Source organism: Kaistia granuli DSM 23481, from assembly GCF_000380505.1.
Lineage (GTDB): Bacteria > Pseudomonadota > Alphaproteobacteria > Rhizobiales > Kaistiaceae > Kaistia > Kaistia granuli.
Genome location: NZ_AQYH01000019.1, coordinates 196,917 through 217,866 on the forward strand (window position 1 = coordinate 196,917; position 20,950 = coordinate 217,866).

Consider the following 20,950-nt stretch of genomic DNA (forward strand, 5'->3'; position numbering starts at 1 on the left):
AGGCGTCAGCCGCCATAGACCGCCTTGGGGTCGAACAGCGGCACGTCGCCCGTGAAGTCGAGCTGCAGCGCCGGCGTGACCTTCTGGCCGACCGGGACGGTCCGGTAGAAGCAGCCCTTGCGGCCGGTGTGACAGTTCGCGCCCGTGCCGGCGGTCGAGACCTTGATCCAGACGGCGTCCTGGTCGCAATCGATCCGCAATTCCCGGACGGTCTGGGCATGGCCGCTCGTCGCGCCCTTGTGCCAGAGCTCTTGGCGCGACCGGCTCCAGTACCAGCCTTCGCCCGTCTCGATTGTCCTGGCGAGCGCCTCGGCGTTCATCCAGGCGAGCATGACGACATCGCCCGTCTCGAAATCCGTGACGACAGCCGCGATCAGGCCATCGGCGCCGAAGCGCGGCATCAGCGTCGTGCCTTCCTCTACTTCGGCATGCGAGCCGGGGGTGGCGAAGCGGGGCGGGGTCGGATCGGTCATGGTCATCTGGATCTCCGGCTGTCGGTCTCGCCATAGCGCCGGCGCGGCGACGGGAAAAGGGTAGAGCCGGCCGCGAGGCCGGATCTGTCAGGGGAGGTCGCGTTCAGCGCCGAACCGGCTCAGCGACCCTGTACCAGGGCGAGGAACCGGGCGCGCTCGGCCGCTTCCTTGTGGAAGATGCCGGTGAAGCTCGTGGTGATGGTGGAGACCCCCGATTTATGGGCGCCGCGCATCGACACGCAATGGTGCTCGGCCTCGACCATCACGGCGACGCCGCGCGGGGCGAGACCCTTGTCGACGGCCTGGGCGATCTGGTTGGTCAGCCGCTCCTGCATCTGCAGCCGGCGCGCGAAGATGTCGACTACCCGGGCGAGCTTCGACAGGCCAACCACGCCGCCCTTCGGGTAATAGGCGATATGGGCCTTGCCGATGAACGGCACCATGTGGTGCTCGCAATGCGAGAAGAAGGGGATGTCGCGGACGAGGACGATGTCGTCATAGCCCCCCGCCTCGTCGAAGACGCGGTCGAGCGTTTCGGCGGCATCCTCGTGATAGCCCCGGTAGAATTCGCCGAATGCCTTCGCCACGCGCTTCGGCGTGTCGATCAGGCCTTCGCGCGCCGGGTCGTCGCCCGCCCAGGCGATCAGCGTGCGGACGGCAGCCTCCGCCTCCTCGCGGCTGGGGCGGCGCGGGGCGTGGCTGTGTCCCGTCGCATCGATCTTCGCCTGAGGGCTCTTGGCATCCATGGTGTTACTCCATACTGGTCACGACCGACCCGGTCGCGATCCGGCGTGATCGCGGTCTGATCCTGCGGGTCCGATCGGGGTCGAAGGCGCGACCGCGATGTGACTGCTTGGCCGCACTCCTACTATCTGGTCCGTCCGCTGGCGAGTTTCTATATTGGCGGCAGGAGGTCGCAATGATCGACGACATCTATAATGCGCGAATCCTGGAATTCGCCGGCAATATTCCCCGCATCGGACAGCTTGACCATCCGGATGCGAGCGCGACGGCGCATTCGAAGCTCTGTGGCTCGACGGTCACCGTTCATCTGGCGATGGAAGGCGATGTCGTCAGCGACTTTGCGCATGAGGTCCGCGCCTGCGCGCTCGGCCAGGCCACGTCTTCGATCATGGCGCGGCACATCGTCGGCGCCGGGGCGGACGAACTCCGGCGCCTGCGCGAGACGATGCTGCGCATGCTGAAGGAGGGCGGCCCGCCGCCCGAAGGTCGCTTCGCCGATCTCCGGTTTCTGGAGCCGGTGCGCGCCTATAAGGCTCGCCATGCCTCGACCATGCTGACCTTCGACGCCGTCGTCGATGCGATCGGCCAGATCGAGGCGCGGCGGGAGGCGGCGCTGGCCGCGGGGTGACATGCGGTGCCGGATCGGCCGGCGCCGCAGCGGAAAGGTGAAGAGCATGATGGCATTCCTTCATTCCCGCCTCGTGCCGGCGGCAGCGGGCGTGTTGATCGCGACGGCGCTCGGCGTCGGATCGGCGCTGGCGCTGTCGGCCGACGCGCAGACGATCGTCGATCAGGTCAAGGCGACGACACCGAACCTGAAGCCGGTCTGTTCCGATCGGGGGCAACTGACCAAGGCGGTAACCGCAGCGACGATCGCGCTGGCGGAAGCGAAGAAGATCAATGGCGACCACGCGGTGGCGCGCGCCGCGGGCCAGGAGGCCGGACGTTATCTGTACTTGCACTGCTCATCGTGACAGGACCGTCTGCGACGCCGGGTCGGTGAACCAGCCTGCCGTCGAGGGCGCGCGGGCAGGGCGGCTGACGATCGGCCGATGGCCGGGTCTCGCGGGCATCGGCCTGATCCGGCTCTACAAGCTGACGCTGTCGCCCTTCATCGGCCAATCCTGCCGCTATCTGCCGACCTGCTCCAGCTATGGCGAAGAGGCGATCCGTCGCTACGGCCTGTGGGCCGGTGGCTGGATCACCCTCGCTCGCTTCCAGCGTTGCGGGCCGTTCGGCGCTTCCGGCTATGACCCGGTGCCCGAACGCCTGGCACCAGATGCCGCGTGGTACCGGCCGTGGCGCTATGGCCGATGGACGGGGCGCCACATCGATCCGAACACCCGACTGGACGGCTAGACCAGCTATTCGGCCGGCACCGTGCCGTACGGCAGGGCCGCACTGACGATCCAGGCGCGGAACGAGCGCATCGCCGGCGTCGGCGTCGAGGATTTGAGCCAGGTCAGCCAGTAGCTGCCATTCGTGACGGAAATCTCGAACGGCTGCTGGATGGTGCCGGCGCCCAGCTGGCGGCGGAACATCAGCGGTGGCGCCAGCGCCACGCCGGCGCCGAGGATCGCCGCCTCGACCATCGTTCGCGAGGAATCGAAGACAGGCCCCTTCACGGCCGGCGCGGTGACGCCGGCAGCGGCGAACCAGCTCGGCCATTCGTCGGCCCGGTAGGAGCGCAGCAGCGTCTCGCCGTGAAGATCCGCGGGCTTGGCCAGGCGCTCGGCGATTTCCGGCAGGCAGAGGACGGAGAGGGGGGCCGCGAACAGTCGTTCTGCTTCCGTGCTGTGCCAGGCGCCGTCACCGAAGCGGATGGCGAAATCCAGCCCCTCGGCGGCGATGTCGACGCGGTTGTTGTTGGTAGAGAGGCGGATGTCGATGAAGGGATGGGCGAGCTTGAAGGCTGGCAGCCGTTCGATCAGCCAGCCGACGGCGAAGGTCCCGACCGCGCCGACATTCAGCACCTCGCGGACATGGCCGCCCTCGAACTGCTCCAGCACGCCGGCGATGCGGTCGAAGGATTCACGCAGCGCCGGCAGCAGGGCCTGTCCCTCGTCCGTCAAAGCGAGGCCGCGCGGCAAGCGGCGGAACAGCGGAGAGCCCAGCCTCGCCTCGAGCGACTTGACCTGATGGCTGACGGCCGCCTGCGTGACGGCGAGTTCGATGGCGGCGCGAGTGAAGCTCAGATGCCTGGCCGACGCCTCGAAAGCCTTCAGCGCGTTCAGCGGCAGATGCGGACGAACCATCCGATACCCTAGATTTTCTTATGGCTTGCCAGAATTATCATCGTTTGTCGGTCGCCGGCCAGTGACCTACCAAAGGCCGTCCCAATCAGCGGAGATGGAGTGCATGATCAACAGACGGCAGTTTTCCAGCGGATTTGCGTTGACGGCGGGGGCTGCCCTGTTCGGAGGCCCCGGCCTTGCCGGCGCCGCCACGACATCAGAGAAATTCGTATCCATGGTGATGGTCGATGTTGCGACCGGCAAGACGATCGTTCGCGATGGCCCGGCTGAGCGCCGCTTCACGCCCTGTTCGAGCTTCAAGTTCCCGCTCGCGGTGATGGGGTTCGATTCCGGCGTGTTGCTGGATCCACATCATCCGCTCTGGGCGTATCGCCCGGAGTTTCAGGCGACGATGGAACAGCAGAGGAAGGCGACCGACCCGACGATCTGGCTCAAGGATTCCATCGTCTGGTATTCGCAGGAGCTGACCCGCAAGCTCGGCGAGGCGCGGTTCCGCGACTACGTCACCCGTTTCGGTTACGGCAACGAGGACATCTCCGGCAATCCGGGTAAGAACGATGGACTGACGGAATCGTGGCTGATGTCGTCGCTCACGATTTCGCCGGATGAGCAGGTCGCCTTCATCCGCCGCTTCCTCGACCGCAAGCTGGCCGTCTCCGACCATGCCTATGACGCGACGCTGGCGAGCCTGGCGCGCTATCCGGCCGAGGGCGGCTGGATCCTCGTCGGCAAGACCGGCAGCGGCTTTCTCCGCACGGCCAAGGGCGCGATCGACCGCGGACGGCCGCTCGGCTGGTTCGTCGGCTGGGGCGAGCGCGAGGGGCGCAGGATCGCCTTCGCGCGCTTCAATCTCGGCAATCAGAGGTCGAAGACCTATGGCGGCATGATTGCGCGCGACGCGATGACGAGGGATTTCGCCCGGCTCGCCGCGGGCTGAGCGAGGCAGGCCGTCTGGGCCGGCGAAGATCGGGATCGGGGCCGATCTTCGCCGTTGCGGCTCCCATTTGGGCGGCGCGGCTTGCCTGCCGCGCCGCCATCATATAGCCGTCTGGCACCGGCAGTTTCGGCCGGCGGGCGAGGTCCGGACCTCGCTCTTTTTCCAGCCTAAACGCTTACCCGCGCTCGTCTGCGGGAGTGAGCAGGAGACAGACATGATCAATCTGACATTTCCCGATGGTTCCGTTCGCCAGTTCGACGCCGGTGTGACCGGCCGGGCGATCGCCGAAGGCATTTCCAAGTCGCTCGCCAAGAAGTCCGTCGCCATGACGCTGGACGGCGTGCTGACCGATCTTTCCAATCCGATCCACCAGGATGCGAAGCTCGAGATCGTGACGCGCGACGACCCGCGCGCGCTCGAGCTGATCCGCCATGACGCCGCGCATGTGATGGCCGAGGCGGTGCAGGAGCTGTTCCCCGGCACCCAGTGCACCATCGGCCCGGTGATCGAGAACGGCTTCTTCTACGATTTCGCCCGTAACGAGCCCTTCACGACCGAAGACCTGCCGAAGATCGAGCAGAAGATGCGCGAGATCATTACGCGAAATGCTCACTTCACCAAGGAGATCTGGTCGCGCGACAAGGCCCGCCAAGTGTTCGCCGACAAGGGCGAGGCCTTCAAGGTCGAGCTCGTCGACGCGATTCCCGCCGGTCAGGATCTGAAGATCTATTTCCAGGGCGACTGGTTCGATCTCTGCCGCGGCCCGCATATGGCCTCGACGGGCCAGATCGGCTCGGCCTTCAAGCTGATGAAAGTGGCCGGCGCCTATTGGCGTGGCGACAGCAACAATCCGATGCTGACCCGCATCTACGGCACGGCCTGGCATGACCAGGTCCAGCTCGACGCCTATCTCCACATGCTGGAGGAGGCGGAGAAGCGCGACCACCGCAAGCTCGGCCGCGAGATGGACCTGTTCCATTTCCAGGAAGAGGGTCCGGGCGTCGTCTTCTGGCACGCCAAGGGCTGGTCGATGTTCCAGGAGCTGATCGCCTATATGCGGCGTCGCCTGCGTCCGCTTGGTTACCAGGAGGTTAACGCGCCGCAGCTGCTCGACAAGTCGCTGTGGGAGACCTCGGGCCATTGGGGTTGGTACAAGGAGAACATGTTCGCGGCGCAGTCGGCCGGCGAAGATACCGAGGACGAGCGCGTCTTCGCGATCAAGCCGATGAACTGCCCCGGCCATGTGCAGATCTTCAAGCACGGCCTGAAGTCCTACCGCGATCTGCCGCTGCGGCTTGCCGAATTCGGCAATGTCCACCGCTACGAGCCGTCGGGCGCGCTGCATGGGCTGATGCGCGTGCGTGGCTTCACGCAGGACGACGCGCATATCTTCTGCACCGAAGAGCAGATGGCCGAAGAATGCTTGAAGATCAACGAGTTGATCCTCTCGACTTATGCCGATTTCGGCTTCGAGGAGATCGTCGTCAAGCTATCGACACGCCCGGAAAAGCGGGTCGGATCGGACGAGAACTGGGATCATGCCGAAGAGGTCATGACCCGGGTCCTGAAGACGATCGAGGAGCAGTCCGGCGGCAAGATCAAGACCGGCATCCTCGAAGGCGAGGGCGCGTTCTACGGTCCGAAGTTCGAATACACCCTGCGCGATGCGATCGGCCGTGAATGGCAGTGCGGCACCACGCAGGTCGACTTCAACCTGCCGGAACGCTTCGGCGCCTTCTATGTCGATTCAGACGGCGAGAAGAAGACGCCGGTGATGATCCATCGCGCCATTTGCGGCTCGATGGAGCGTTTCCTCGGTATCCTGATCGAGAACTTCGCCGGTCACTTCCCGCTCTGGTTCGCGCCGCAGCAGGTCGTCGTCACGACGATTACTTCGGAAGCCGACGGCTATGCCGAGGAAGTCCTGGCCAAGCTGCGCAAGGCTGGTCTTCGCGCCGAGATCGATCTTCGCAACGAGAAGATCAACTACAAGGTCCGCGAGCATTCCGTCGCCAAGGTGCCGGTGATCCTCGTCTGCGGCAAGCGCGAGGCGGAGGAGCGGACAGTGAACATCCGCCGCCTGGGTTCCCGCGACCAGGTCTCGGCGACGCTCGACCAGGCGATCGCCGAGCTGGTGGCGGAAGCAACGCCGCCGGATCTCGTCCGCGAGAAGCTTGACGCCTGACACAAGAAGACAGCGGCCGGGGTTTCCCTCGGCCGCCGTCTCGCCTGCAATGCGGATTAGGTTCCGGCAGACGACAGGGATCCTGTTACGGGCCCCACGAGTAGCTGGAGCCGTTGGTCCCGGCGCTGCTGTAGTGCTCGGAGCCGCCGCTCGTCGAGGCGCCAATGCCCGTGGCATTGTAGTTGCTGCCCGCTGAGCCATAGGAATTGCCACCGGCCGTTGACTGACCCGTCGAGCCCAAGCTGTTGCTCGAGGAGGCTGTGGTGGTGGCGGCCGAGCTATTGGAGGAGCTCGTGCTGGCGCCGCTGGCGGTGCCGAGGCCTGCGCTTGCATTCGACGAAGTCGAAGAGGTGCCGCCTGCGCTTTGCGTGGCGGAGCTGCTGGCCTGGCCAGCCATCGCGGCCGAGGCCGAGATGGCGAAGAGGGCGGAAGTCGCAACGCCGATGAGAATATTGCGATAGGTGGTCATAAACAAACTCCCTTGGTTGTCACTTCATTCCGTTTATTCTTCCGGCGTTCCATGCTTTTGCATGTTGCGCGGCTTGGCATTTTAGCGTTACCGACGATTATCTAAAATGAAGTTTGTTGATATCTGCGTGATCGGCAATTGATCTTCATTCAAATATTTACGATCTGCCGAGATTAATTTCATACTCAGCAGTTGGAATTAGCGAATTTTCCAGTCTTCGTCTTGGCGCCGGAACAATTGTTGCCTGCGTTGTCTTGCCAGCCGACGCCCAGAATCTTGGCGAGCAGCGAGGTCGGGCGCTGTGTTCCAGTGGGGGGCTTGTCGCCGCCCGGCGAGCCGGTAGAGGCCTCGGACCCATCCGGGCCAGTCGAGGCGCTCGCGGTGGTCCCGGCCGTTGCCGTATGGTTGGCTGTTGCGTTCTTGCCCGACCCGAAGCCGCTCGCGGTGGTGCCGCCGGAGCTGCTGGATTGCGCCGTCCCGGCGCCCGTATTGGACGCGTTGGCATTGCTCGTCGATCCGGCATTGGCGCCGGCGCTGGCCGAGTGGCCGCTGCCCGTGCCCGAGCCGTTGCCGCCGGTGCTGTTCGAAGCGCTTGCCGTGCCGGGTCCGCTCGTGGAGGCGCTCGACTGGCTGCTGCTACTGCTGGATGACGAGCTGAAGGCGGAGGCAGCCTCGGTGAAGCTGATCACTGTCAGCAAGGCTGCCGACGTCACGAGCGACAATCTGGTGATGGAAATGCGGTTCATATTCAGTCTCCCGTTCGTTCCCAGTGGAACGCATCAGCCAATGGAATATCGAGGATCTCCGGCCGGGCCATCCGCTGCGGTTGACGCTGTGGCGGGCGGCCTGGCCGGGCAGAGGCGGCTAGGGCTGCGCCGTATCGCAGCGGTACTGCCACTTCTTGATGCCGCCCTTTTCGCGTTTCCATTCGACAACCATGCAGATGGTGCTGTTGCCGGATGTGGTCGTGGTGACCGTGATGCCGTGATCGCCGCTGCTTTCAGACCAGGCTGATGCGCTGCTTTGCGATGATGACATGGCGGGCAGGCCGGGGTTCCCTTCGCTTGCCTGAAGCAGTTCTTCCTCGCTGGATGGCCCCAGATTGCTGGCATTGGCCGCGCCGAAGGAGAGGAGGCCGAGGCCGATGGAGAGAGAGGCTGTCAGAGCCGAGCGTCCATTCCTGGTGATGCTCATGGCGTTACTCCTACTCATTTTGTCCGGCGTGACGGCTACTGGTCGGCACCGAAAGCCTGGCAGTAAAGGGTCTTCTTCTTCTGGCTCCAGACGCAGTTGGCGCCGTTGGTGCCGTTGACATTCGCGATGCGGACGCTCTTCAGACCCTGCGTTCCGGAGCTCGAGCCGTTCGAGCCCTGGTTGAAGCCCGATGTGCCCAGGGTGACCGGTCCGTTGAGATTGACGCCGGCGGCCGCGAAGGAACGGCTATTGGCCTTGGACGAGCCAAACGCGTTTGAGCCTTGGGCGGACGCATTGGCCTGGGCCCATGCCGTCGCCGAGGTTCTCGTCGCCTGGGCAAAGGCTGCGGCGGCGACCCTGGCGGCGGAGCGGATGTCCGACGCGGTGAAGGCGGTCCCGGAGGCGAAGGTGCTCGACATCGCTGTCGCGCTGACCCGGTTGGAAATCGCGATCGAGTAGGTGCCGGAACTGGTGTAGGCCATCGACATGGTGCCGCCGCCCCGGATCCTCCGGTTTACGACGGTTTCGCCGGTCGCCGAGGTCTTGGCGTTCTTGCCGCCGACGGCATAGGCGCTGGTCTTGTTGCCGGCTGCTGTGTAGGCGGTTGGGGTCTCGCCGGCCGTGGCAACGGCGACGACATCGGTGGAAGCGTCGGCGCCGGTCTGGCCGTTCGGGGCCGATGCGGCGGCTCCGGCGGTGCCGTTCGACGAGGCCCAGGCCTTCATCGTGCCGTCTTCATTGCTGGCGCCGGCGGAGGCGCCGGTCTGGGCGGCGGCGGCGGTCGCGGTCCGGCCGACGCCCTGTGCCGTTCTGGAGCCGCCTTGGCCGCTACTGGTCGCCGTGGCGGTCGTTGTCGTCGTTGTCGAGCTTCCCTGGGTTCTGCCCCAGGAATGGGATCCAGATGGGCCGGGGCCCCTGCTTTGGGCGCTGGATTGCGTGCCGCTGGTCGAGGCCCCGTTCGGGCCCCTGGCGGAGGCTGGCCCTGGCTGGAGAATAAGCAGCGCGGCTGCCAGAGCGACAAACGTCCATGACTGCCCCGAAATATGGGCAGATCTTTCCTCTCGCCACAACATGATTTGAACCCCTAATCCCAAATACAGAAATAAAATAGGATTCGGCCGAGCGAAGCTCCTTGCATGAACTGCACTCTCCGCAACCGAAATCTACTTCATCCTATTGGTGTATAGAAGCCGAGGTGGGGAGGTGGTGAAGATAAGTATCGATAAACGATTCTGTCTATTTGCCTGAATTCGACAGATTTGAATCTTCGTTTCTGTGTGGATGCGGGTGCCTGCTGCGATGCAACCATGGCGACCCTGCCCGGAATGTCTTCTGCTCCGGGTGATTTAGTGGCCGCCGGCGATCTGCGGACAGCTTGAAAATTGCCTGTGGATAGCCGGAGTGACTCCGCTTGACTTATTCGGGGGTGCCCTGATTTCTTCATTCAGTTTAGCTTAGTGACGCTACTTCCGCCGGATGTGTTTCTTGATGACGAAAAGTAACGCAGTTGTGAGAGTGCCGGATCGTTGTCGGTCTTCCGTAAGGTAAGTCGCCCGCATTGCTGAAATGACGATATGGCAAGTACTTGCTGTCGACTTGTCTGCCGCGCCTTCAGTCGGTTGTAATGGGCGGATGACTCGCGTGATTGGCGGCGTTCAGCAATGGGATGAAGTAGAATCGGCTTGACGTAAGACAATCGGGGCCAGCCTCGTCGTCGCGCGGCTTGCTCGGCACACGCAACCTCGGCGGGCTATTGCCGCTTTGCCCGTCCGCATCCCGCCCCGGTCGGAGGCCCGTCGGTGCCGGAAACCCCGACAGGGTTCCGGACCTATTTCGTGAGGACTTCGATCTCGCGGTTCAGACCGGGTTCGACCTTGAAATTGCGCTCATGAATCTGGTTGTCATGCTTGGCGATCGCCGTGTAGTCGCCGATCGCCAGCACGACGTCGGGAAACGCGCCTGCGCTGTCGAAGACCGTCTCGCCGGCCGGCGTCATCACGGTCCAACTCGTGTTCGCCAGGGCCTCGCCGCCGCTTTCCGAAACGAGCTTCAGCGTGATGCGGGCCGCCTGGTGGAACATCCGCATTTCGGTCAGCTTTCCGGCCTCGACACGAATGTCCGCCCGGGCGACCGCATTGGCGTCGCCGTAGCGGCTGACGATGTGGTAGGTGCCGGCATTCAGACGGACGATTTCATCGTCGCGCAGTGCCGGCACGATCGGAGCGCGATCCTCCGTGGCGGCGCTGTCGCTTGAGAAAATGTCGAACTTGACCAGATTGGGCAAAGGCGACTGGTCCTTGCCGACCAGCGCGTCGAGCTTCAGTCCGCCGGCATTGAGCACGAGCGTTTCATGTTCCTCGCCGCCGCCGACGCTGACCGGCTTCATGGCTCCCGCGCGACCATAGGCGGCATGGATGACATAGTCGCCCGCCTTGAGCGGGAGGTTGACCGTGCCGCCCTCGGTTTCCTGCAGCAGCGGCAGCTTGCCGTCGGCGCCCGGCTTCTTGCCGAAGATGCGCCAGACGACCCCCTTCGGAATGGACGGACCACCCTCGATCAGCTTGGCCTCCAGTGTGAGGCCGGGCTGCGGCCGTCCTTCGGTTGCGCGGGGGGCCATCGGGTCGGACTTGCCGGTCTTCAGAAGCGCGGCAGGATCGACCAGATCCGGAAGGAGGGGGGTGAGCGACAGGGGATCGGCGGGCGAGGCGCCATCGGGAATGTCCGCCGGCGGGATCGGCGCGTCCTGCGCCAGCGCCGGTACGGCGGTGAGAGCCAGGCCAAGCAGCGTGGCGGACCCCGCGTTGCGGGCAAGCTGCAAAAACCGTCTTGAAGCGTTCACGCGCAATTCCTGAGCTCAAGTCCGGGCGGTTATGCCGGGTGTTCTTAAAGCCCGATCAGCGTGGCGATTTCAAGACCGGCTGGTCCGCAAACGTGCGCGGCGACGCGGAGGCCAGGCGCGGTCCCGTAACGGCTTGGCGACGCGGCGGGGTTGCAATGCCGGGCGATTCATCCGATGTCTCGCCCAGCCAGTCGCGCCTTGCCGTCCCGCAAGCCGCCCGCCATTCCCTTTCGTCCTTCATGCTAGCGGCCCCCATGACCGAAATGATCTCGCTCCTGAAGACACGACGTTCGTTCCCGTCGATGAACCTCGTCGAACCCGGCCCGAGCCCCGAGCAGCTCACCGATCTCCTCACCATCGCCAGTCGCGTGCCGGATCACGGCAAGCTGGCGCCTTGGCGGTTCATCCTGTTCCGGGGCGATGCCCGTGCCGCCGCCGGCGAGGCGACGGCGGCCGTCTTGAAGAAGAACCGTCCCGACATCGACGAGAAGTCGCTGGCGCATGAGACGAACCGCTTCCTGCGCTCGCCGCTGGTCGTGGCTGTGGTCAGCCGCGCCGCACCGCACGCCAAGATCCCGGAATGGGAGCAGCTGATGTCGGCCGGCGCTGTCGCCATGAACCTGATCGTCGCTGCCAATGCGATGGGCTTCGCGACCCAGTGGCTGACCGAATGGGTCACCTATGACGCGGAAGCGCGCCGTGTGCTCGGCCTCACGGAGGCGGAGCGGCTGGTCGGGCTGGTCTATGTCGGCACGCCCAACACCGAGCCGTTCGAACGCCCGCGCCCGCAGCTTGCCGACATCGTCAGCGAATGGGCCCCGCCCGCCGCCTGATGGCATTTGCCTCGCGGCTGCAAATTTGCGCCCGGATCGTCAACGACGGACCGGGCGTTTTTGTTTGTACGCCTCAGTAGCGGAACTGTTCCGCGAGGATGCGATCGTCCCAGCTGTGGCCGGGATCGAACAGGATCAGGCTCTTCGCGCGCCGGTCCTGCTTGATGGCGATCTTCAGGACGGACTTGATCTCGGTATGGTCCGCGACCGCGTTGACCGGCCGTTTTTCCGGCTCCAGCACCTCGATCGACACCGTGATGTGATCGGGGATGAGCGCGCCACGCCAGTGACGCGGCCGGAAGGCGCTGATCGGCGTCAGGGCCAGGAGCGGCGCATGGATCGGCAGGATCGGGCCGTGCGCGGACAGATTATAGGCGGTCGAGCCGGCCGGCGTCGAAACCAGGACGCCATCCCCGATCAGCTCTTCCAGGCGCACTTGATCGTCGATCGAGATGCGCAGCTTCGCCGTCTGGTAGGACTGGCGGAATAGCGACACCTCGTTGATGGCAAAGGCGCGGTGCTCGTTGCCGGTGGCGTCATGCGCATCCATGCGCAGCGGGTGCAGCGTCGAGGGGATGGCGGCGGCGATGCGTTCGCGCAGGCTGTCCTCGCGATACTCGTTCATCAGGAAGCCGACCGAGCCCCGATTCATGCCATAGATCGGCTTGCCGGAATTCATGAAGCGATGCAGCGTCTGCAGCATGAAGCCGTCGCCGCCGAGGGCGACGATGACGTCGGCCGCCTCGGGGTCCGTGCTGTCATAGAGCGCCGATAGCCGCTCCTGGGCTTCGGTCGCATCCGGTGTCGCGCTGGCGATGAAGGCGATCGCCCCTTGCCGCGCTGGTTCGATCGCCATGCTGTTCTCCCGGTCGCGACGGGCGCGTCGCGACCGTATTGCCAATTCGCATGCGGCCTATCATGTCGGCCGCGCCTTGCCAAACCGTTGCCGGTCCTCGACTAGCGGATCGTCACCTCGAGCTGGCCGACGCCCTCGATGGCGGCGACGACGACATCGCCGCGCTCCAGCCCGCCAACACCGGCGGGTGTACCGGTGAAGATGAGATCGCCCGGCGCCAGGACGAACCAGCGCGACAGATGCGCGATGATGTCCGGCACCGACCAGATCATGTCGGCGATGTCACCCTTCTGACGCGGCTCGCCATTGACGGAGGCCGTCAGTTGGCCCGAAGCCGGATGGCCGATGGCGGCCGCCGGAACGATCTCGCTGACCGGCGCCGAGGCGGCGAAGGCCTTGGCGGTCGCCCATGGACGCGATGTCTTCTTCGCGGCCGCCTGGACGTCGCGCCGGGTCAGATCGATGCCGACCGCATAGCCATAGACATGCGAGAGCGCGTCCTCCCTGGCGATGTCGCTGCCGCCGGACTGGAGGGCCACTACCAGTTCGACCTCGTGATGGAGGTCGGCGGTCTGGGGCGGGTAGGGGACGGGTGTGCCGGGCTCGACGATATCGTCGGGGTTCTTCAGGAAGAAGAAGGGCGGATCCAGCTCGCGCTTGGGATCATGTCCCATCTCGACCGCATGGGCCTCGTAGTTGCGGCCGACGCAATAGATGCGATGGACGGGAAAGCGGGCCGCCGAATCGCGCACTCCGATCGAAATCGTGGGCGGCGGGGCGACGACGTAGCTCGGCTCGGTCATGGCGGCTTCCTGATGCAGCGGTGCCGTACTCTGTCCGGGGAGGTGTTGCGGTGCAAGTGTTTCGGGCTTTTGCGTCATGCGACGCAGTTGTCAGTTGCAGCGAGGCGATGCGGAGGCTAGTCCTCCCGCCTGCGGAGCGGGGCTCCGCCGGATCCATTTCGAGGCTATTGCATCATGTCAGTCGAACCCGCGCGTTTTGTGCTCACTCTGTCGTGTGGGGATCGCCGAGGTATTGTCGCCGCCGTGGCGAACTGCATCGCCTCGCAGGGCTGCAACATCGTCGAGAGCGCCCAGTATGGCGACCCCGACAGCGGCCGCTTCTTCATGCGCGTCTCGTTCTCGGGTCTTTCGGAAACGACGGTCGAGAGCTTTACGCGCGGCTTCGAGCCGGTCGCGACGGCCTATGACTTCGACTGGAAGCTGCATGACCTGCGCGTCAAGCCGCGCGTCATGATCCTCGTTTCCAAGATGGGGCATTGCCTGAACGATCTGCTGTACCGCAATTCGATCGGCCAGCTGCAGATGGACCTCGTTTCGGTCGTCTCCAACCACGAGACGATGCGGCGCCGGGTCGAAGGCGAGGGGCTGCCCTACCACTATGTCCCGGTCGATGGGCGGAGCAAGGAAGACCAGGAGAGCGAGATCCTGGCCCTGATCGACGAGCAGAAGATCGATCTGGTCGTGCTCGCCCGCTACATGCAGGTGCTGTCGGACGACATGTCGGCACGTCTCGCCGGCCGTGTCATCAACATCCACCATTCCTTCCTGCCGAGCTTCAAGGGCGCCAAGCCCTATCACCGGGCGCATGACCGCGGCGTCAAGCTGATCGGCGCGACGGCGCATTACGTCACCGCTGAACTCGACGAGGGTCCGATCATCGAGCAGGATGTCGGTCGCGTCGATCATTCGATGTCGGCAGAGGCGATGATCGCGCTGGGCCGCGACATCGAGAACACAGTGTTGGCCCGGGCGGTCAAGTTCCACATCGAGCATCGGGTCCTTCTCAATGACACACGGACAGTCATCTTCCGCTGAGACCGTCGCCGCTATCATCGATGGCAAGGCGGTCGCCGCCGAAATCACCGTGAAAGTCGCGGTCGAGACCGGTCGCCTGATCGCGTCCGGCGGGCGGGCGCCCGGATTGGCCGTCGTGCTGGTCGGCGACGACGCGGCGAGCCAGGTCTATGTCGGCGCGAAGGGCCGCAAGGCCTCGGAGCTCGGCTTTCACTCGGTGCAGCACACGCTGCCGCTCGACACCAGCGAAGCCGAGGTGCTGGCCATCGTCGAGACGCTGAACAAGGATCCGGCCATCCATGGCATCCTGGTGCAGTTGCCGCTGCCCCGTCACATCGACACGTCGAAGGTGATCGAGGCGATCGATCCGGCCAAGGATGTCGACGGCTTCCATCCGATCAATGTCGGTCGCCTGGCGATCGGCGAACGGGATCGCGCGCTGGTCTCGTGCACGCCCGCGGGCTGCCTGCTGCTGGTCAAGCGGGTGCTTGGCGAGGATCTTGCCGGCAAGGACGCGCTGGTGATCGGCCGTTCCAACATAGTCGGCAAGCCGATGGCGCAATTGCTGCTGCAGGAGAGCTGCACCGTAACCGTCGCGCATTCGCGCAGCCGCAACCTGCCGGAACTGGCGCGGCGCGCCGATATCATCGTCGCCGCCGTCGGTCGGCCCGAAATGGTGCGCGGCGACTGGGTGAAGCCCGGCGCGGTCGTCATCGATGTCGGCATGAACCGGATCGCGGCGCCGGAGCGCGGCGCGGGCAAGACGCGCCTCGTCGGTGACGTCGCCTATGCCGAGGCGGCGCAATCGGCTGCGGCCATCACCCCGGTTCCCGGTGGCGTCGGCCCGATGACCATCGCCATGCTGATGGCGAACACGCTGGTCGCCGCCTGCCGCGCGGCAGGGCGAGCCGAGCCGAAGTTCTGAACGATAGTTCGGTGACTGCGCTTTCCCCGGTCCCGTCCGGGAGGGGGAGCGCAGCGCTCCCACTATCCGCCGCGGGCGCGGCGACGTTCCCGATGCATCGTGTAGAGGCCGCTGGCGATGACGATGGCGGCGCCGAGAATGGTGACGGGGTCGACGACGGTGCCGAACAGCAGCGCGCCGTAGAGGATCGCCCAGAGGATCATCGAATACTGCATCGGCGCGATGACCGAAGCGGGCGCCAGCGACAGCGACCTCGCCACGAAAAACTGGGCGCTGCCCATCAGCAGGCCGGTGCAGGCGAACAGCGCCATGTCGGGCAGCGTCGGCGGCCGGAAGGTCAGCAGCGCGCCGGGCAGGTTGACGACGATCAGTCCGGCGACCACCGCCAGCACCATGACGGAATGCATCTCCTCACGCGCGATGCGACGCATGACCAGCACCGTGAACGCGCCGAGGCCGGCGCCGATCAGCGCGGCGGCGTGGCCGGCATGCAGCGTGGCGAAGCCCGGCCGCACCATGATGATAATGCCGACAAAGCCGATGAGGACGGCGCCCCAGCGGTGCAGTCCGACGCGCTCGCCGAGGATCGGGATTGACAGCAGCGTGACGAAAAGCGGCGTGCAGAAGGCGATCGAATAGCTCTCGGCCAGCGGCAGCTGCGAGAAGCTGTAGAAGCCGAAGATCGTCGCTGTACCGGCGAGGATCGCGCGCAGCAGCACAAGACGCGGATGGCGGATCGTCAGCGAACGGAGACCGCCATTGCGCAGGATCATCACTGTTAGCGGGATCATCGCGAACAGGGCCTGGCTGACGATGATCTGGAAGACGGAATAGCGGGCCGTCAGCAGCTTCACGATCGCATCGCTGGTGGCGAACATGATGTTGCCGGAGAGAGCGATCAGAATTCCAGCGACAACCCGTTCCGTCTGTTCGCTGGAAGCAGGCAGGACAGCGGTCATCGGGGCGCTTCCCAATGGGGCTGCACACTCAAGCGCGCGTCTGTCGGGACGCAGCGCTTTTCGGCAATGGTGGACACGTCGGCCTCGGACGGTATGCGGGAGCGGCAGCCTGCCGGCAGAGACTCACCAGCCATGGTTGCAGCCTGATGCAAGCTCCGGCCGAGGGCGGAATCAAGGCGTATTCGCGCAGCTGCCGGGATTGTGCGATCTTGCCGGATGGTTGTGGCGGAAATGCCCCGGATCGGCCGGCGCGCCGCATTGGCGGGCCGTAGGAAACCGGTCAGGATGCCCGCCTACGATTCGAGAGGCCCCCATGCATTCGAACAAGCGGATCCTCGTCACCGGCGGCGCGGGCTTCCTGGGCTCGCATCTTTGCGACCGGTTGCTGGCACGCGGCGACGAAGTACTTTGCGTCGATAATTTCTTCACAGGCTCGCGGCGCAATATCGAGCACCTGATTGGTCACAAGCGCTTCGAGCTGATGCGGCACGACGTGACGTTCCCGCTCTATGTCGAGGTCGACGAGATCTACAATCTCGCCTGTCCCGCCTCGCCGGTGCACTACCAGCACGATCCCGTCGCGACCACCAAGGTCAGCGTGCATGGCGCCATCAACATGCTCGGCCTCGCCAAGCGCGTGAAGGCGAAGATCCTGCAGGCCTCGACCTCGGAGGTGTATGGGGACCCGTCGGTTCATCCGCAGACAGAGGACTATTGGGGCAACGTCAACCCGATCGGCATCCGCTCCTGCTACGACGAGGGCAAGCGCTGCGCCGAGACGCTGTTCTTCGACTACTGGCGCCAGCACAAGCTGCGCATCAAGGTGATGCGGATCTTCAATACCTATGGCCCGCGGATGCACCCGAATGACGGCCGCGTCGTCTCGAACTTCATCGTGCAGGCCTTGCGCGGCGAGGACATCACGATCTATGGCGAAGGCGGCCAGACGCGTTCCTTCTGCTATGTCGACGATCTGCTCGACGGCATGGTCCGGCTGATGGAGACTCCGGACGAGGTGACGGGTCCGGTCAATATCGGCAATCCCAACGAATTCACCATTCGCCAGCTGGCAGAACGGGTGATCGCGCTCACCGGCTCATCCTCCAAGCTCGTCTTCCAGCCGCTGCCTTCGGATGATCCGCGCCAGCGCCAGCCCGACATCACGCTCGCCGGACGCCTCCTCGACTGGAAGCCGACGATCGAGCTCGACGAGGGCCTCAGACACACCATCGCCTATTTCGACGACCTGCTTTCGGAGAGCGCAGCATGAGTGTGACCTTCGAAGTCGCGGAGCGGATCGAAGCGGACAGCGTGCTGGTGGCCGAATGGCCACTTTCCCAGCTGCGGCTGATGGATGATCGCCGTTTTCCGTGGCTGCTGCTCCTGCCGCGCAAGCCGGGGCTCGAGGAGTGGACCGAGCTGTCGGATGAGGATCTCGCGGTCCTGGCGGTCGAGATCAAGCGGGCGAGCGCCGCGCTCGGCGCGGTGGCGAAGTTCGACAAGCTCAATGTTGGCGCCCTCGGCAACATCGTCCGCCAGATGCATGTCCATATCATCGGCCGCTCCATAGGCGATGCCGCCTGGCCCGGCCCGGTCTGGGGGCAGGGCACGCGCGAGCCGTATCCGGCCGAAGAGCGCGATGCGTTGATCGCCCGATTGCAAGCCACGCTGGCTACTTCCGACTGACGCTGTCGCCCAGTGAGGTTCGACGCGAATGATCGAAGCCTGTCGCCTTGTGCCGCAACCTCAGTTCGAACGCAGGGGACCAAGATGAGCGCCGGCTTCCTTTTTGACGGTCCGCATGACGGACGGGCAACGATCCTTTTCGCGCATGGTGCCGGCGCGCCGATGGATTCGGCGTCGATGACGGCCGCGGCGAGGACACTGGCGACGGATGGGTTCCGCGTCGCCCGTTTCGAATTCAACTACATGGCCGAACGTCGCGCCGGCGGCGGACGCAAGCCGCCGCCCCGTGCCGACCGGCTGATTCCTGAATATCGCGCCGCCGTCGCCGCGCTGGCGGCCACGACACCGCTCGTCATCGGCGGCAAGTCGATGGGCGGCCGCGTCGCCAGCATGGTGGCGGACGAGTTGCTCGATGCTGGCGCGATTGTCGGCTTGCTTTGTCTCGGCTACCCCTTCCATCCGCCTGGACGCCTCGAACCGTTGCGCACGGCGCATCTTGTCAACCTCAGGACACCGACGCTGATCTGTCAGGGAACGCGCGACGAGTTCGGCACGCGCGCTGAGGTTGGTGGCTACACCCTTTCGGAAAGCATTGAGATTCTCTGGCTTGAGGACGGCGATCACGACCTGAAGCCGCGCAAGAGCGTCTCCGGCTTTTCGGTCGCGGATCATCTGGAAACCATCGGGACCCGGGTCGCGATCTGGGCGGACGCGGTTCTTGGCCGAGCTTCGAAAGACTCATGAACCCGAATCCCGGCTGAAGCGGCGGCTGGCCGGCGAATCAGCGGGCGCGTGAAAGCTGAAGCGCGAGGAACTCACGCGGCGATATCGGTGGAATGGATCGGGGATCTGGTGCCGGCAGCAGGATTTGAACCCGCGACCTTCGGTTTACAAAACCGCTGCTCTACCAACTGAGCTATGCCGGCCCGGAGACGGGTGTAGTGAGGACGACACCCGCCGGTCAAGGTCGCGGGGCGAGGAATTATGCTTTCCAGTGCATTTCGGGACTGGGTCCCGGGATGGACCCCAGGCACGCCGCCAGCCGGACAGGGCAATTGGAGGCGAATCACGCGGGGAGAGGCCCCCCGCGTGATTCGGAGCATTTGTCAGGCGTTTGGCGCGCCGAGATGGCGGTGGGCGAGGTAGAGCGACAGCACCGCCGCGTTCGAAACGTTGAGGCTCTTGATCGCGCCGGGCATGTCGAGACGGGCGACGATGTCGCACCGATCGCGGGTCAGCCGGCGCAGGCCCTTGCCTTCCGCACCGAGCACGAGGGCGATCCGGTCGCCGCGTATGCCTTCTTCCAGCGGCACGGTGCCCTCGCTATCGAGGCCGACGCAGGAAAAGCCCATATCCTTGAGGTCGGTGAGCGCCGTTGCGAGATTCGGCACTTCGATCATCGCGATGTTTTCGAGCGCTCCGGAGGCCGATTTGGCGAGAACGCCGGTTTCAGCCGGGGCGTGACGGCCGGTGGTGACCAGCGCATCGGCGCCGAACGCGACAGCGGAGCGCAGGATGGCTCCGACATTGTGCGGATCGGTCACCTGATCCAGCACGATGATCAGGCGGGCATCGCCCAGCGCGTCGAGATCGAGAGGGTCCAGCGGCGCGACTTCGACCGCGGCGCCCTGATGCACCGCTTCCGAGCCGAGAAGCCTGTCGAGATCGCGCGGCGACGTGTCCTTGAGGTCGCCGGGCAGGGGCGCCCCTTCCTCGACCAGCCGGGTGGCGGCGTTCTGCGTCGCCAGCAGCTGCAAAACCTTGCGCCGGGGATTCGACAGCACGGCCGCGACAGCGTGAATGCCATATATCCACAGCTGATCCGGGCGGCGTTCGGCCGGGGCGTTGGAGGCGAAGCGGCGCGGGCCGTTATGGCCGGGTTTACCCTTGCCACCCCGGAAATGCCCAGGTTGCCGCTGCGATCTGCTATGTTTGTTTTCGTCGGTCATGGCTCGCTTATACGAGGGACGCGCGAAACCGGCAATCGAACCCGCTAGCGGAATCGGAGCCATGCACCGAAGCCGTGGAAGTTGTTTTGATATGCGTTGACAGGGCCGGGCAAGGTCGCCATAAGACGCCCATCGAACGGCCCGCCACGGTGGGTTTGTCCGGTAACTGCCTGAACGATGACGCTCTGCCGAAGTGATTTGGAGGAGTGCCCGAGTGGTTAAAGGGGACGGACTGTAAATCCGTTGACTTAGTCTACGTTGGTTCGAATCCAACCTCCTCCACCATTTCGACGGAACGTTAGCGTGCGGGTGTAGCTCAATGGTAGAGCAGCAGCCTTCCAAGCTGAATACGAGGGTTCGATTCCCTTCACCCGCTCCATCACCTGAGCTTAGCGCTGTTCGCGCGGTTGAGCGCGATGCGTGGCGGTTGATGGTGCAGTTCGAGCCGTCCGGCTCGTTATAGCGAGACGACAGGAAGCGACGTCGATGGGTAAAGAAAAGTTCGAGCGCAACAAGCCGCACTGCAACATTGGCACGATTGGCCATGTTGATCACGGCAAGACGTCGCTGACGGCGGCGATAACGAAGACGCTGGCCAAGTCCGGCGGCGCGACCTTCAAGGCATACGACCAGATCGACGCAGCGCCGGAAGAGAAGGCGCGCGGCATCACGATCTCGACGTCGCATGTCGAGTACGAGACGGCCAACCGTCACTACGCTCACGTCGACTGCCCCGGTCACGCCGATTATGTGAAGAACATGATCACCGGCGCGGCGCAGATGGACGGCGCGATCCTGGTCGTGTCGGCTGCCGACGGCCCGATGCCCC

24 protein-coding genes and 3 tRNA genes are annotated in these 20,950 nt (G+C 64.8%); 14 read left to right on the forward strand and 13 right to left on the reverse strand.

The annotated features are described in order from the left end of the window. Positions 1–5: 5 nt before the first annotated feature. Positions 6–479: a phosphoribosyl-AMP cyclohydrolase gene (hisI, locus tag G342_RS0121450; protein ID WP_018185232.1), complete on the reverse strand. Its 474-nt coding sequence runs from the start codon at positions 477–479 to the stop codon at positions 6–8. Positions 480–592: 113 nt separating this feature from the next. After that, positions 593–1,219 (reverse strand): GTP cyclohydrolase I FolE, encoded by a 627-nt coding sequence (folE, locus tag G342_RS0121455; protein ID WP_018185233.1) that lies wholly within the window; start codon positions 1,217–1,219, stop codon positions 593–595. Positions 1,220–1,392: 173 nt separating this feature from the next. On the opposite strand from folE, the gene G342_RS0121460 reads away from it, so the two are divergent. From G342_RS0121460 to yidD, 3 genes are read left to right on the forward strand one after another with little or no spacing between them, the layout of a single operon-like run. After that, positions 1,393–1,845 carry an iron-sulfur cluster assembly scaffold protein gene (locus G342_RS0121460; protein WP_018185234.1) on the forward strand — a complete coding sequence of 151 codons (453 nt, stop codon included), beginning with the start codon at positions 1,393–1,395 and terminating at the stop codon, positions 1,843–1,845. Positions 1,846–1,891: 46 nt separating this feature from the next. Then, positions 1,892–2,191 carry a hypothetical protein gene (locus G342_RS0121465; protein ID WP_156831054.1) on the forward strand — a complete coding sequence of 100 codons (300 nt, stop codon included), beginning with the start codon at positions 1,892–1,894 and terminating at the stop codon, positions 2,189–2,191. Positions 2,192–2,216: 25 nt separating this feature from the next. Further along, the gene (yidD, locus tag G342_RS0121470) at positions 2,217–2,576 is read left to right on the forward strand and encodes a membrane protein insertion efficiency factor YidD (protein ID WP_018185236.1); all 360 of its coding nucleotides are present in this window, start codon (positions 2,217–2,219) and stop codon (positions 2,574–2,576) included. A 5-nt stretch (positions 2,577–2,581) separates the two neighbouring features. On the opposite strand, the gene G342_RS0121475 is transcribed toward yidD, so the two are convergent. Next, positions 2,582–3,472, reverse strand: coding sequence for a LysR family transcriptional regulator (locus tag G342_RS0121475; protein ID WP_018185237.1), 891 nt, complete (start codon positions 3,470–3,472; stop codon positions 2,582–2,584). A 103-nt stretch (positions 3,473–3,575) separates the two neighbouring features. On the opposite strand from G342_RS0121475, the gene blaOXA reads away from it, so the two are divergent. Together blaOXA and thrS are read left to right on the forward strand one after the other, a co-directional pair. After that, positions 3,576–4,409, forward strand: a complete 834-nt coding sequence (gene blaOXA, locus G342_RS0121480; protein WP_198010851.1) for a class D beta-lactamase — start codon at positions 3,576–3,578, stop codon at positions 4,407–4,409. Positions 4,410–4,623: 214 nt separating this feature from the next. Then, complete coding sequence (gene thrS / locus G342_RS0121485) at positions 4,624–6,594, forward strand: threonine--tRNA ligase (RefSeq protein WP_018185239.1); 1,971 nt, start codon at positions 4,624–4,626, stop codon at positions 6,592–6,594. Between the two features lie 85 nt (positions 6,595–6,679). On the opposite strand, the gene G342_RS0121490 is transcribed toward thrS, so the two are convergent. The 5 genes from G342_RS0121490 to G342_RS0121520 form a co-directional block, all read right to left on the reverse strand. Next, positions 6,680–7,063, reverse strand: coding sequence for a hypothetical protein (locus G342_RS0121490; protein ID WP_018185240.1), 384 nt, complete (start codon positions 7,061–7,063; stop codon positions 6,680–6,682). 185 nt (positions 7,064–7,248) lie between these two features. Next, complete coding sequence (locus tag G342_RS0121495) at positions 7,249–7,809, reverse strand: hypothetical protein (RefSeq protein WP_018185241.1); 561 nt, start codon at positions 7,807–7,809, stop codon at positions 7,249–7,251. A gap of 118 nt (positions 7,810–7,927) precedes the next feature. After that, positions 7,928–8,257: a hypothetical protein gene (locus tag G342_RS0121505; protein ID WP_018185243.1), complete on the reverse strand. Its 330-nt coding sequence runs from the start codon at positions 8,255–8,257 to the stop codon at positions 7,928–7,930. A 35-nt stretch (positions 8,258–8,292) separates the two neighbouring features. Further along, positions 8,293–8,982, reverse strand: a complete 690-nt coding sequence (locus G342_RS0121510; RefSeq protein WP_018185244.1) for a hypothetical protein — start codon at positions 8,980–8,982, stop codon at positions 8,293–8,295. A 1,103-nt stretch (positions 8,983–10,085) separates the two neighbouring features. Then, complete coding sequence (locus G342_RS0121520; protein WP_156831055.1) at positions 10,086–11,096, reverse strand: hypothetical protein; 1,011 nt, start codon at positions 11,094–11,096, stop codon at positions 10,086–10,088. A gap of 254 nt (positions 11,097–11,350) precedes the next feature. Between G342_RS0121520 and G342_RS0121525 the strand changes: the two genes are divergently transcribed. Then, positions 11,351–11,929, forward strand: a complete 579-nt coding sequence (locus G342_RS0121525; RefSeq protein ID WP_040879246.1) for a nitroreductase family protein — start codon at positions 11,351–11,353, stop codon at positions 11,927–11,929. 73 nt (positions 11,930–12,002) lie between these two features. Here the strand turns inward: G342_RS0121525 and G342_RS0121530 are convergent, their stop codons facing one another. Beyond that, positions 12,003–12,785 carry an NAD kinase gene (locus G342_RS0121530; RefSeq protein ID WP_018185248.1) on the reverse strand — a complete coding sequence of 261 codons (783 nt, stop codon included), beginning with the start codon at positions 12,783–12,785 and terminating at the stop codon, positions 12,003–12,005. Positions 12,786–12,886: 101 nt separating this feature from the next. Beyond that, the gene (locus G342_RS0121535) at positions 12,887–13,588 is read right to left on the reverse strand and encodes a fumarylacetoacetate hydrolase family protein (RefSeq protein ID WP_018185249.1); all 702 of its coding nucleotides are present in this window, start codon (positions 13,586–13,588) and stop codon (positions 12,887–12,889) included. Positions 13,589–13,762: 174 nt separating this feature from the next. Here G342_RS0121535 and purU point away from each other — a divergent pair, with 174 nt between their 5' ends. Next, positions 13,763–14,623, forward strand: coding sequence for a formyltetrahydrofolate deformylase (gene purU, locus G342_RS0121540; RefSeq protein WP_026304684.1), 861 nt, complete (start codon positions 13,763–13,765; stop codon positions 14,621–14,623). Next, positions 14,595–15,527, forward strand: coding sequence for a bifunctional methylenetetrahydrofolate dehydrogenase/methenyltetrahydrofolate cyclohydrolase FolD (gene folD / locus G342_RS0121545; protein ID WP_018185251.1), 933 nt, complete (start codon positions 14,595–14,597; stop codon positions 15,525–15,527). The genes purU and folD overlap by 29 nt, the downstream gene beginning before the upstream one ends. Before the next feature lie 62 nt (positions 15,528–15,589). On the opposite strand, the gene G342_RS24940 is transcribed toward folD, so the two are convergent. Next, positions 15,590–16,486 (reverse strand): DMT family transporter, encoded by an 897-nt coding sequence (locus G342_RS24940; RefSeq protein WP_018185252.1) that lies wholly within the window; start codon positions 16,484–16,486, stop codon positions 15,590–15,592. 313 nt (positions 16,487–16,799) lie between these two features. On the opposite strand from G342_RS24940, the gene G342_RS0121555 reads away from it, so the two are divergent. From G342_RS0121555 to G342_RS0121565, 3 genes are all read left to right on the forward strand, one after another. Further along, positions 16,800–17,756: a UDP-glucuronic acid decarboxylase family protein gene (locus tag G342_RS0121555; protein WP_018185253.1), complete on the forward strand. Its 957-nt coding sequence runs from the start codon at positions 16,800–16,802 to the stop codon at positions 17,754–17,756. Further along, on the forward strand, positions 17,753–18,172 hold the full coding sequence (locus tag G342_RS0121560) for an HIT domain-containing protein (protein WP_018185254.1): 420 nt from the start codon (positions 17,753–17,755) through the stop codon (positions 18,170–18,172). The genes G342_RS0121555 and G342_RS0121560 overlap by 4 nt, the downstream gene beginning before the upstream one ends. 84 nt (positions 18,173–18,256) lie before the next feature. After that, positions 18,257–18,916: an alpha/beta hydrolase family protein gene (locus G342_RS0121565; RefSeq protein ID WP_018185255.1), complete on the forward strand. Its 660-nt coding sequence runs from the start codon at positions 18,257–18,259 to the stop codon at positions 18,914–18,916. Between the two features lie 106 nt (positions 18,917–19,022). Here G342_RS0121565 and G342_RS0121570 read toward each other — a convergent pair. Beyond that, positions 19,023–19,098: transfer RNA gene (locus tag G342_RS0121570), tRNA-Thr, on the reverse strand. 180 nt (positions 19,099–19,278) lie between these two features. After that, complete coding sequence (gene rlmB, locus G342_RS0121575) at positions 19,279–20,121, reverse strand: 23S rRNA (guanosine(2251)-2'-O)-methyltransferase RlmB (RefSeq protein ID WP_083931323.1); 843 nt, start codon at positions 20,119–20,121, stop codon at positions 19,279–19,281. A gap of 200 nt (positions 20,122–20,321) precedes the next feature. On the opposite strand from rlmB, the gene G342_RS0121580 reads away from it, so the two are divergent. The 3 genes from G342_RS0121580 to G342_RS24945 form a co-directional block, all read left to right on the forward strand. Beyond that, positions 20,322–20,406 (forward strand) — tRNA-Tyr (locus G342_RS0121580). 20 nt (positions 20,407–20,426) lie between these two features. Next, positions 20,427–20,500: transfer RNA gene (locus G342_RS0121585), tRNA-Gly, on the forward strand. A gap of 107 nt (positions 20,501–20,607) precedes the next feature. Continuing rightward, positions 20,608–20,950: GTP-binding protein (locus G342_RS24945; protein WP_040879216.1), on the forward strand; the 343-nt coding region annotated here is incomplete at its 3' end.

Bases quoted from the DNA above. Each gene is read 5' to 3' on its own strand.
- hisI (WP_018185232.1), bottom strand. From the start codon at position 479: ATGACCATGACCGATCCGACCCCGCCCCGCTTCGCCACCCCCGGCTCG.
- folE (WP_018185233.1), bottom strand. From the start codon at position 1,219: ATGGATGCCAAGAGCCCTCAGGCGAAGATCGATGCGACGGGACACAGC.
- G342_RS0121460 (WP_018185234.1), top strand. From the start codon at position 1,393: ATGATCGACGACATCTATAATGCGCGAATCCTGGAATTCGCCGGCAAT.
- G342_RS0121465 (WP_156831054.1), top strand. From the start codon at position 1,892: ATGATGGCATTCCTTCATTCCCGCCTCGTGCCGGCGGCAGCGGGCGTG.
- G342_RS0121475 (WP_018185237.1), bottom strand. From the start codon at position 3,472: ATGGTTCGTCCGCATCTGCCGCTGAACGCGCTGAAGGCTTTCGAGGCG.
- blaOXA (WP_198010851.1), top strand. From the start codon at position 3,576: ATGATCAACAGACGGCAGTTTTCCAGCGGATTTGCGTTGACGGCGGGG.
- thrS (WP_018185239.1), top strand. From the start codon at position 4,624: ATGATCAATCTGACATTTCCCGATGGTTCCGTTCGCCAGTTCGACGCC.
- G342_RS0121490 (WP_018185240.1), bottom strand. From the start codon at position 7,063: ATGACCACCTATCGCAATATTCTCATCGGCGTTGCGACTTCCGCCCTC.
- G342_RS0121495 (WP_018185241.1), bottom strand. From the start codon at position 7,809: ATGAACCGCATTTCCATCACCAGATTGTCGCTCGTGACGTCGGCAGCC.
- G342_RS0121505 (WP_018185243.1), bottom strand. From the start codon at position 8,257: ATGAGCATCACCAGGAATGGACGCTCGGCTCTGACAGCCTCTCTCTCC.
- G342_RS0121510 (WP_018185244.1), bottom strand. From the start codon at position 8,982: ATGAAGGCCTGGGCCTCGTCGAACGGCACCGCCGGAGCCGCCGCATCG.
- G342_RS0121525 (WP_040879246.1), top strand. From the start codon at position 11,351: ATGACCGAAATGATCTCGCTCCTGAAGACACGACGTTCGTTCCCGTCG.
- G342_RS0121530 (WP_018185248.1), bottom strand. From the start codon at position 12,785: ATGGCGATCGAACCAGCGCGGCAAGGGGCGATCGCCTTCATCGCCAGC.
- G342_RS0121535 (WP_018185249.1), bottom strand. From the start codon at position 13,588: ATGACCGAGCCGAGCTACGTCGTCGCCCCGCCGCCCACGATTTCGATC.
- purU (WP_026304684.1), top strand. From the start codon at position 13,763: ATGTCAGTCGAACCCGCGCGTTTTGTGCTCACTCTGTCGTGTGGGGAT.
- folD (WP_018185251.1), top strand. From the start codon at position 14,595: ATGACACACGGACAGTCATCTTCCGCTGAGACCGTCGCCGCTATCATC.
- G342_RS24940 (WP_018185252.1), bottom strand. From the start codon at position 16,486: ATGACCGCTGTCCTGCCTGCTTCCAGCGAACAGACGGAACGGGTTGTC.
- G342_RS0121555 (WP_018185253.1), top strand. From the start codon at position 16,800: ATGCATTCGAACAAGCGGATCCTCGTCACCGGCGGCGCGGGCTTCCTG.
- G342_RS0121560 (WP_018185254.1), top strand. From the start codon at position 17,753: ATGAGTGTGACCTTCGAAGTCGCGGAGCGGATCGAAGCGGACAGCGTG.
- G342_RS0121565 (WP_018185255.1), top strand. From the start codon at position 18,257: ATGAGCGCCGGCTTCCTTTTTGACGGTCCGCATGACGGACGGGCAACG.
- rlmB (WP_083931323.1), bottom strand. From the start codon at position 20,121: ATGACCGACGAAAACAAACATAGCAGATCGCAGCGGCAACCTGGGCAT.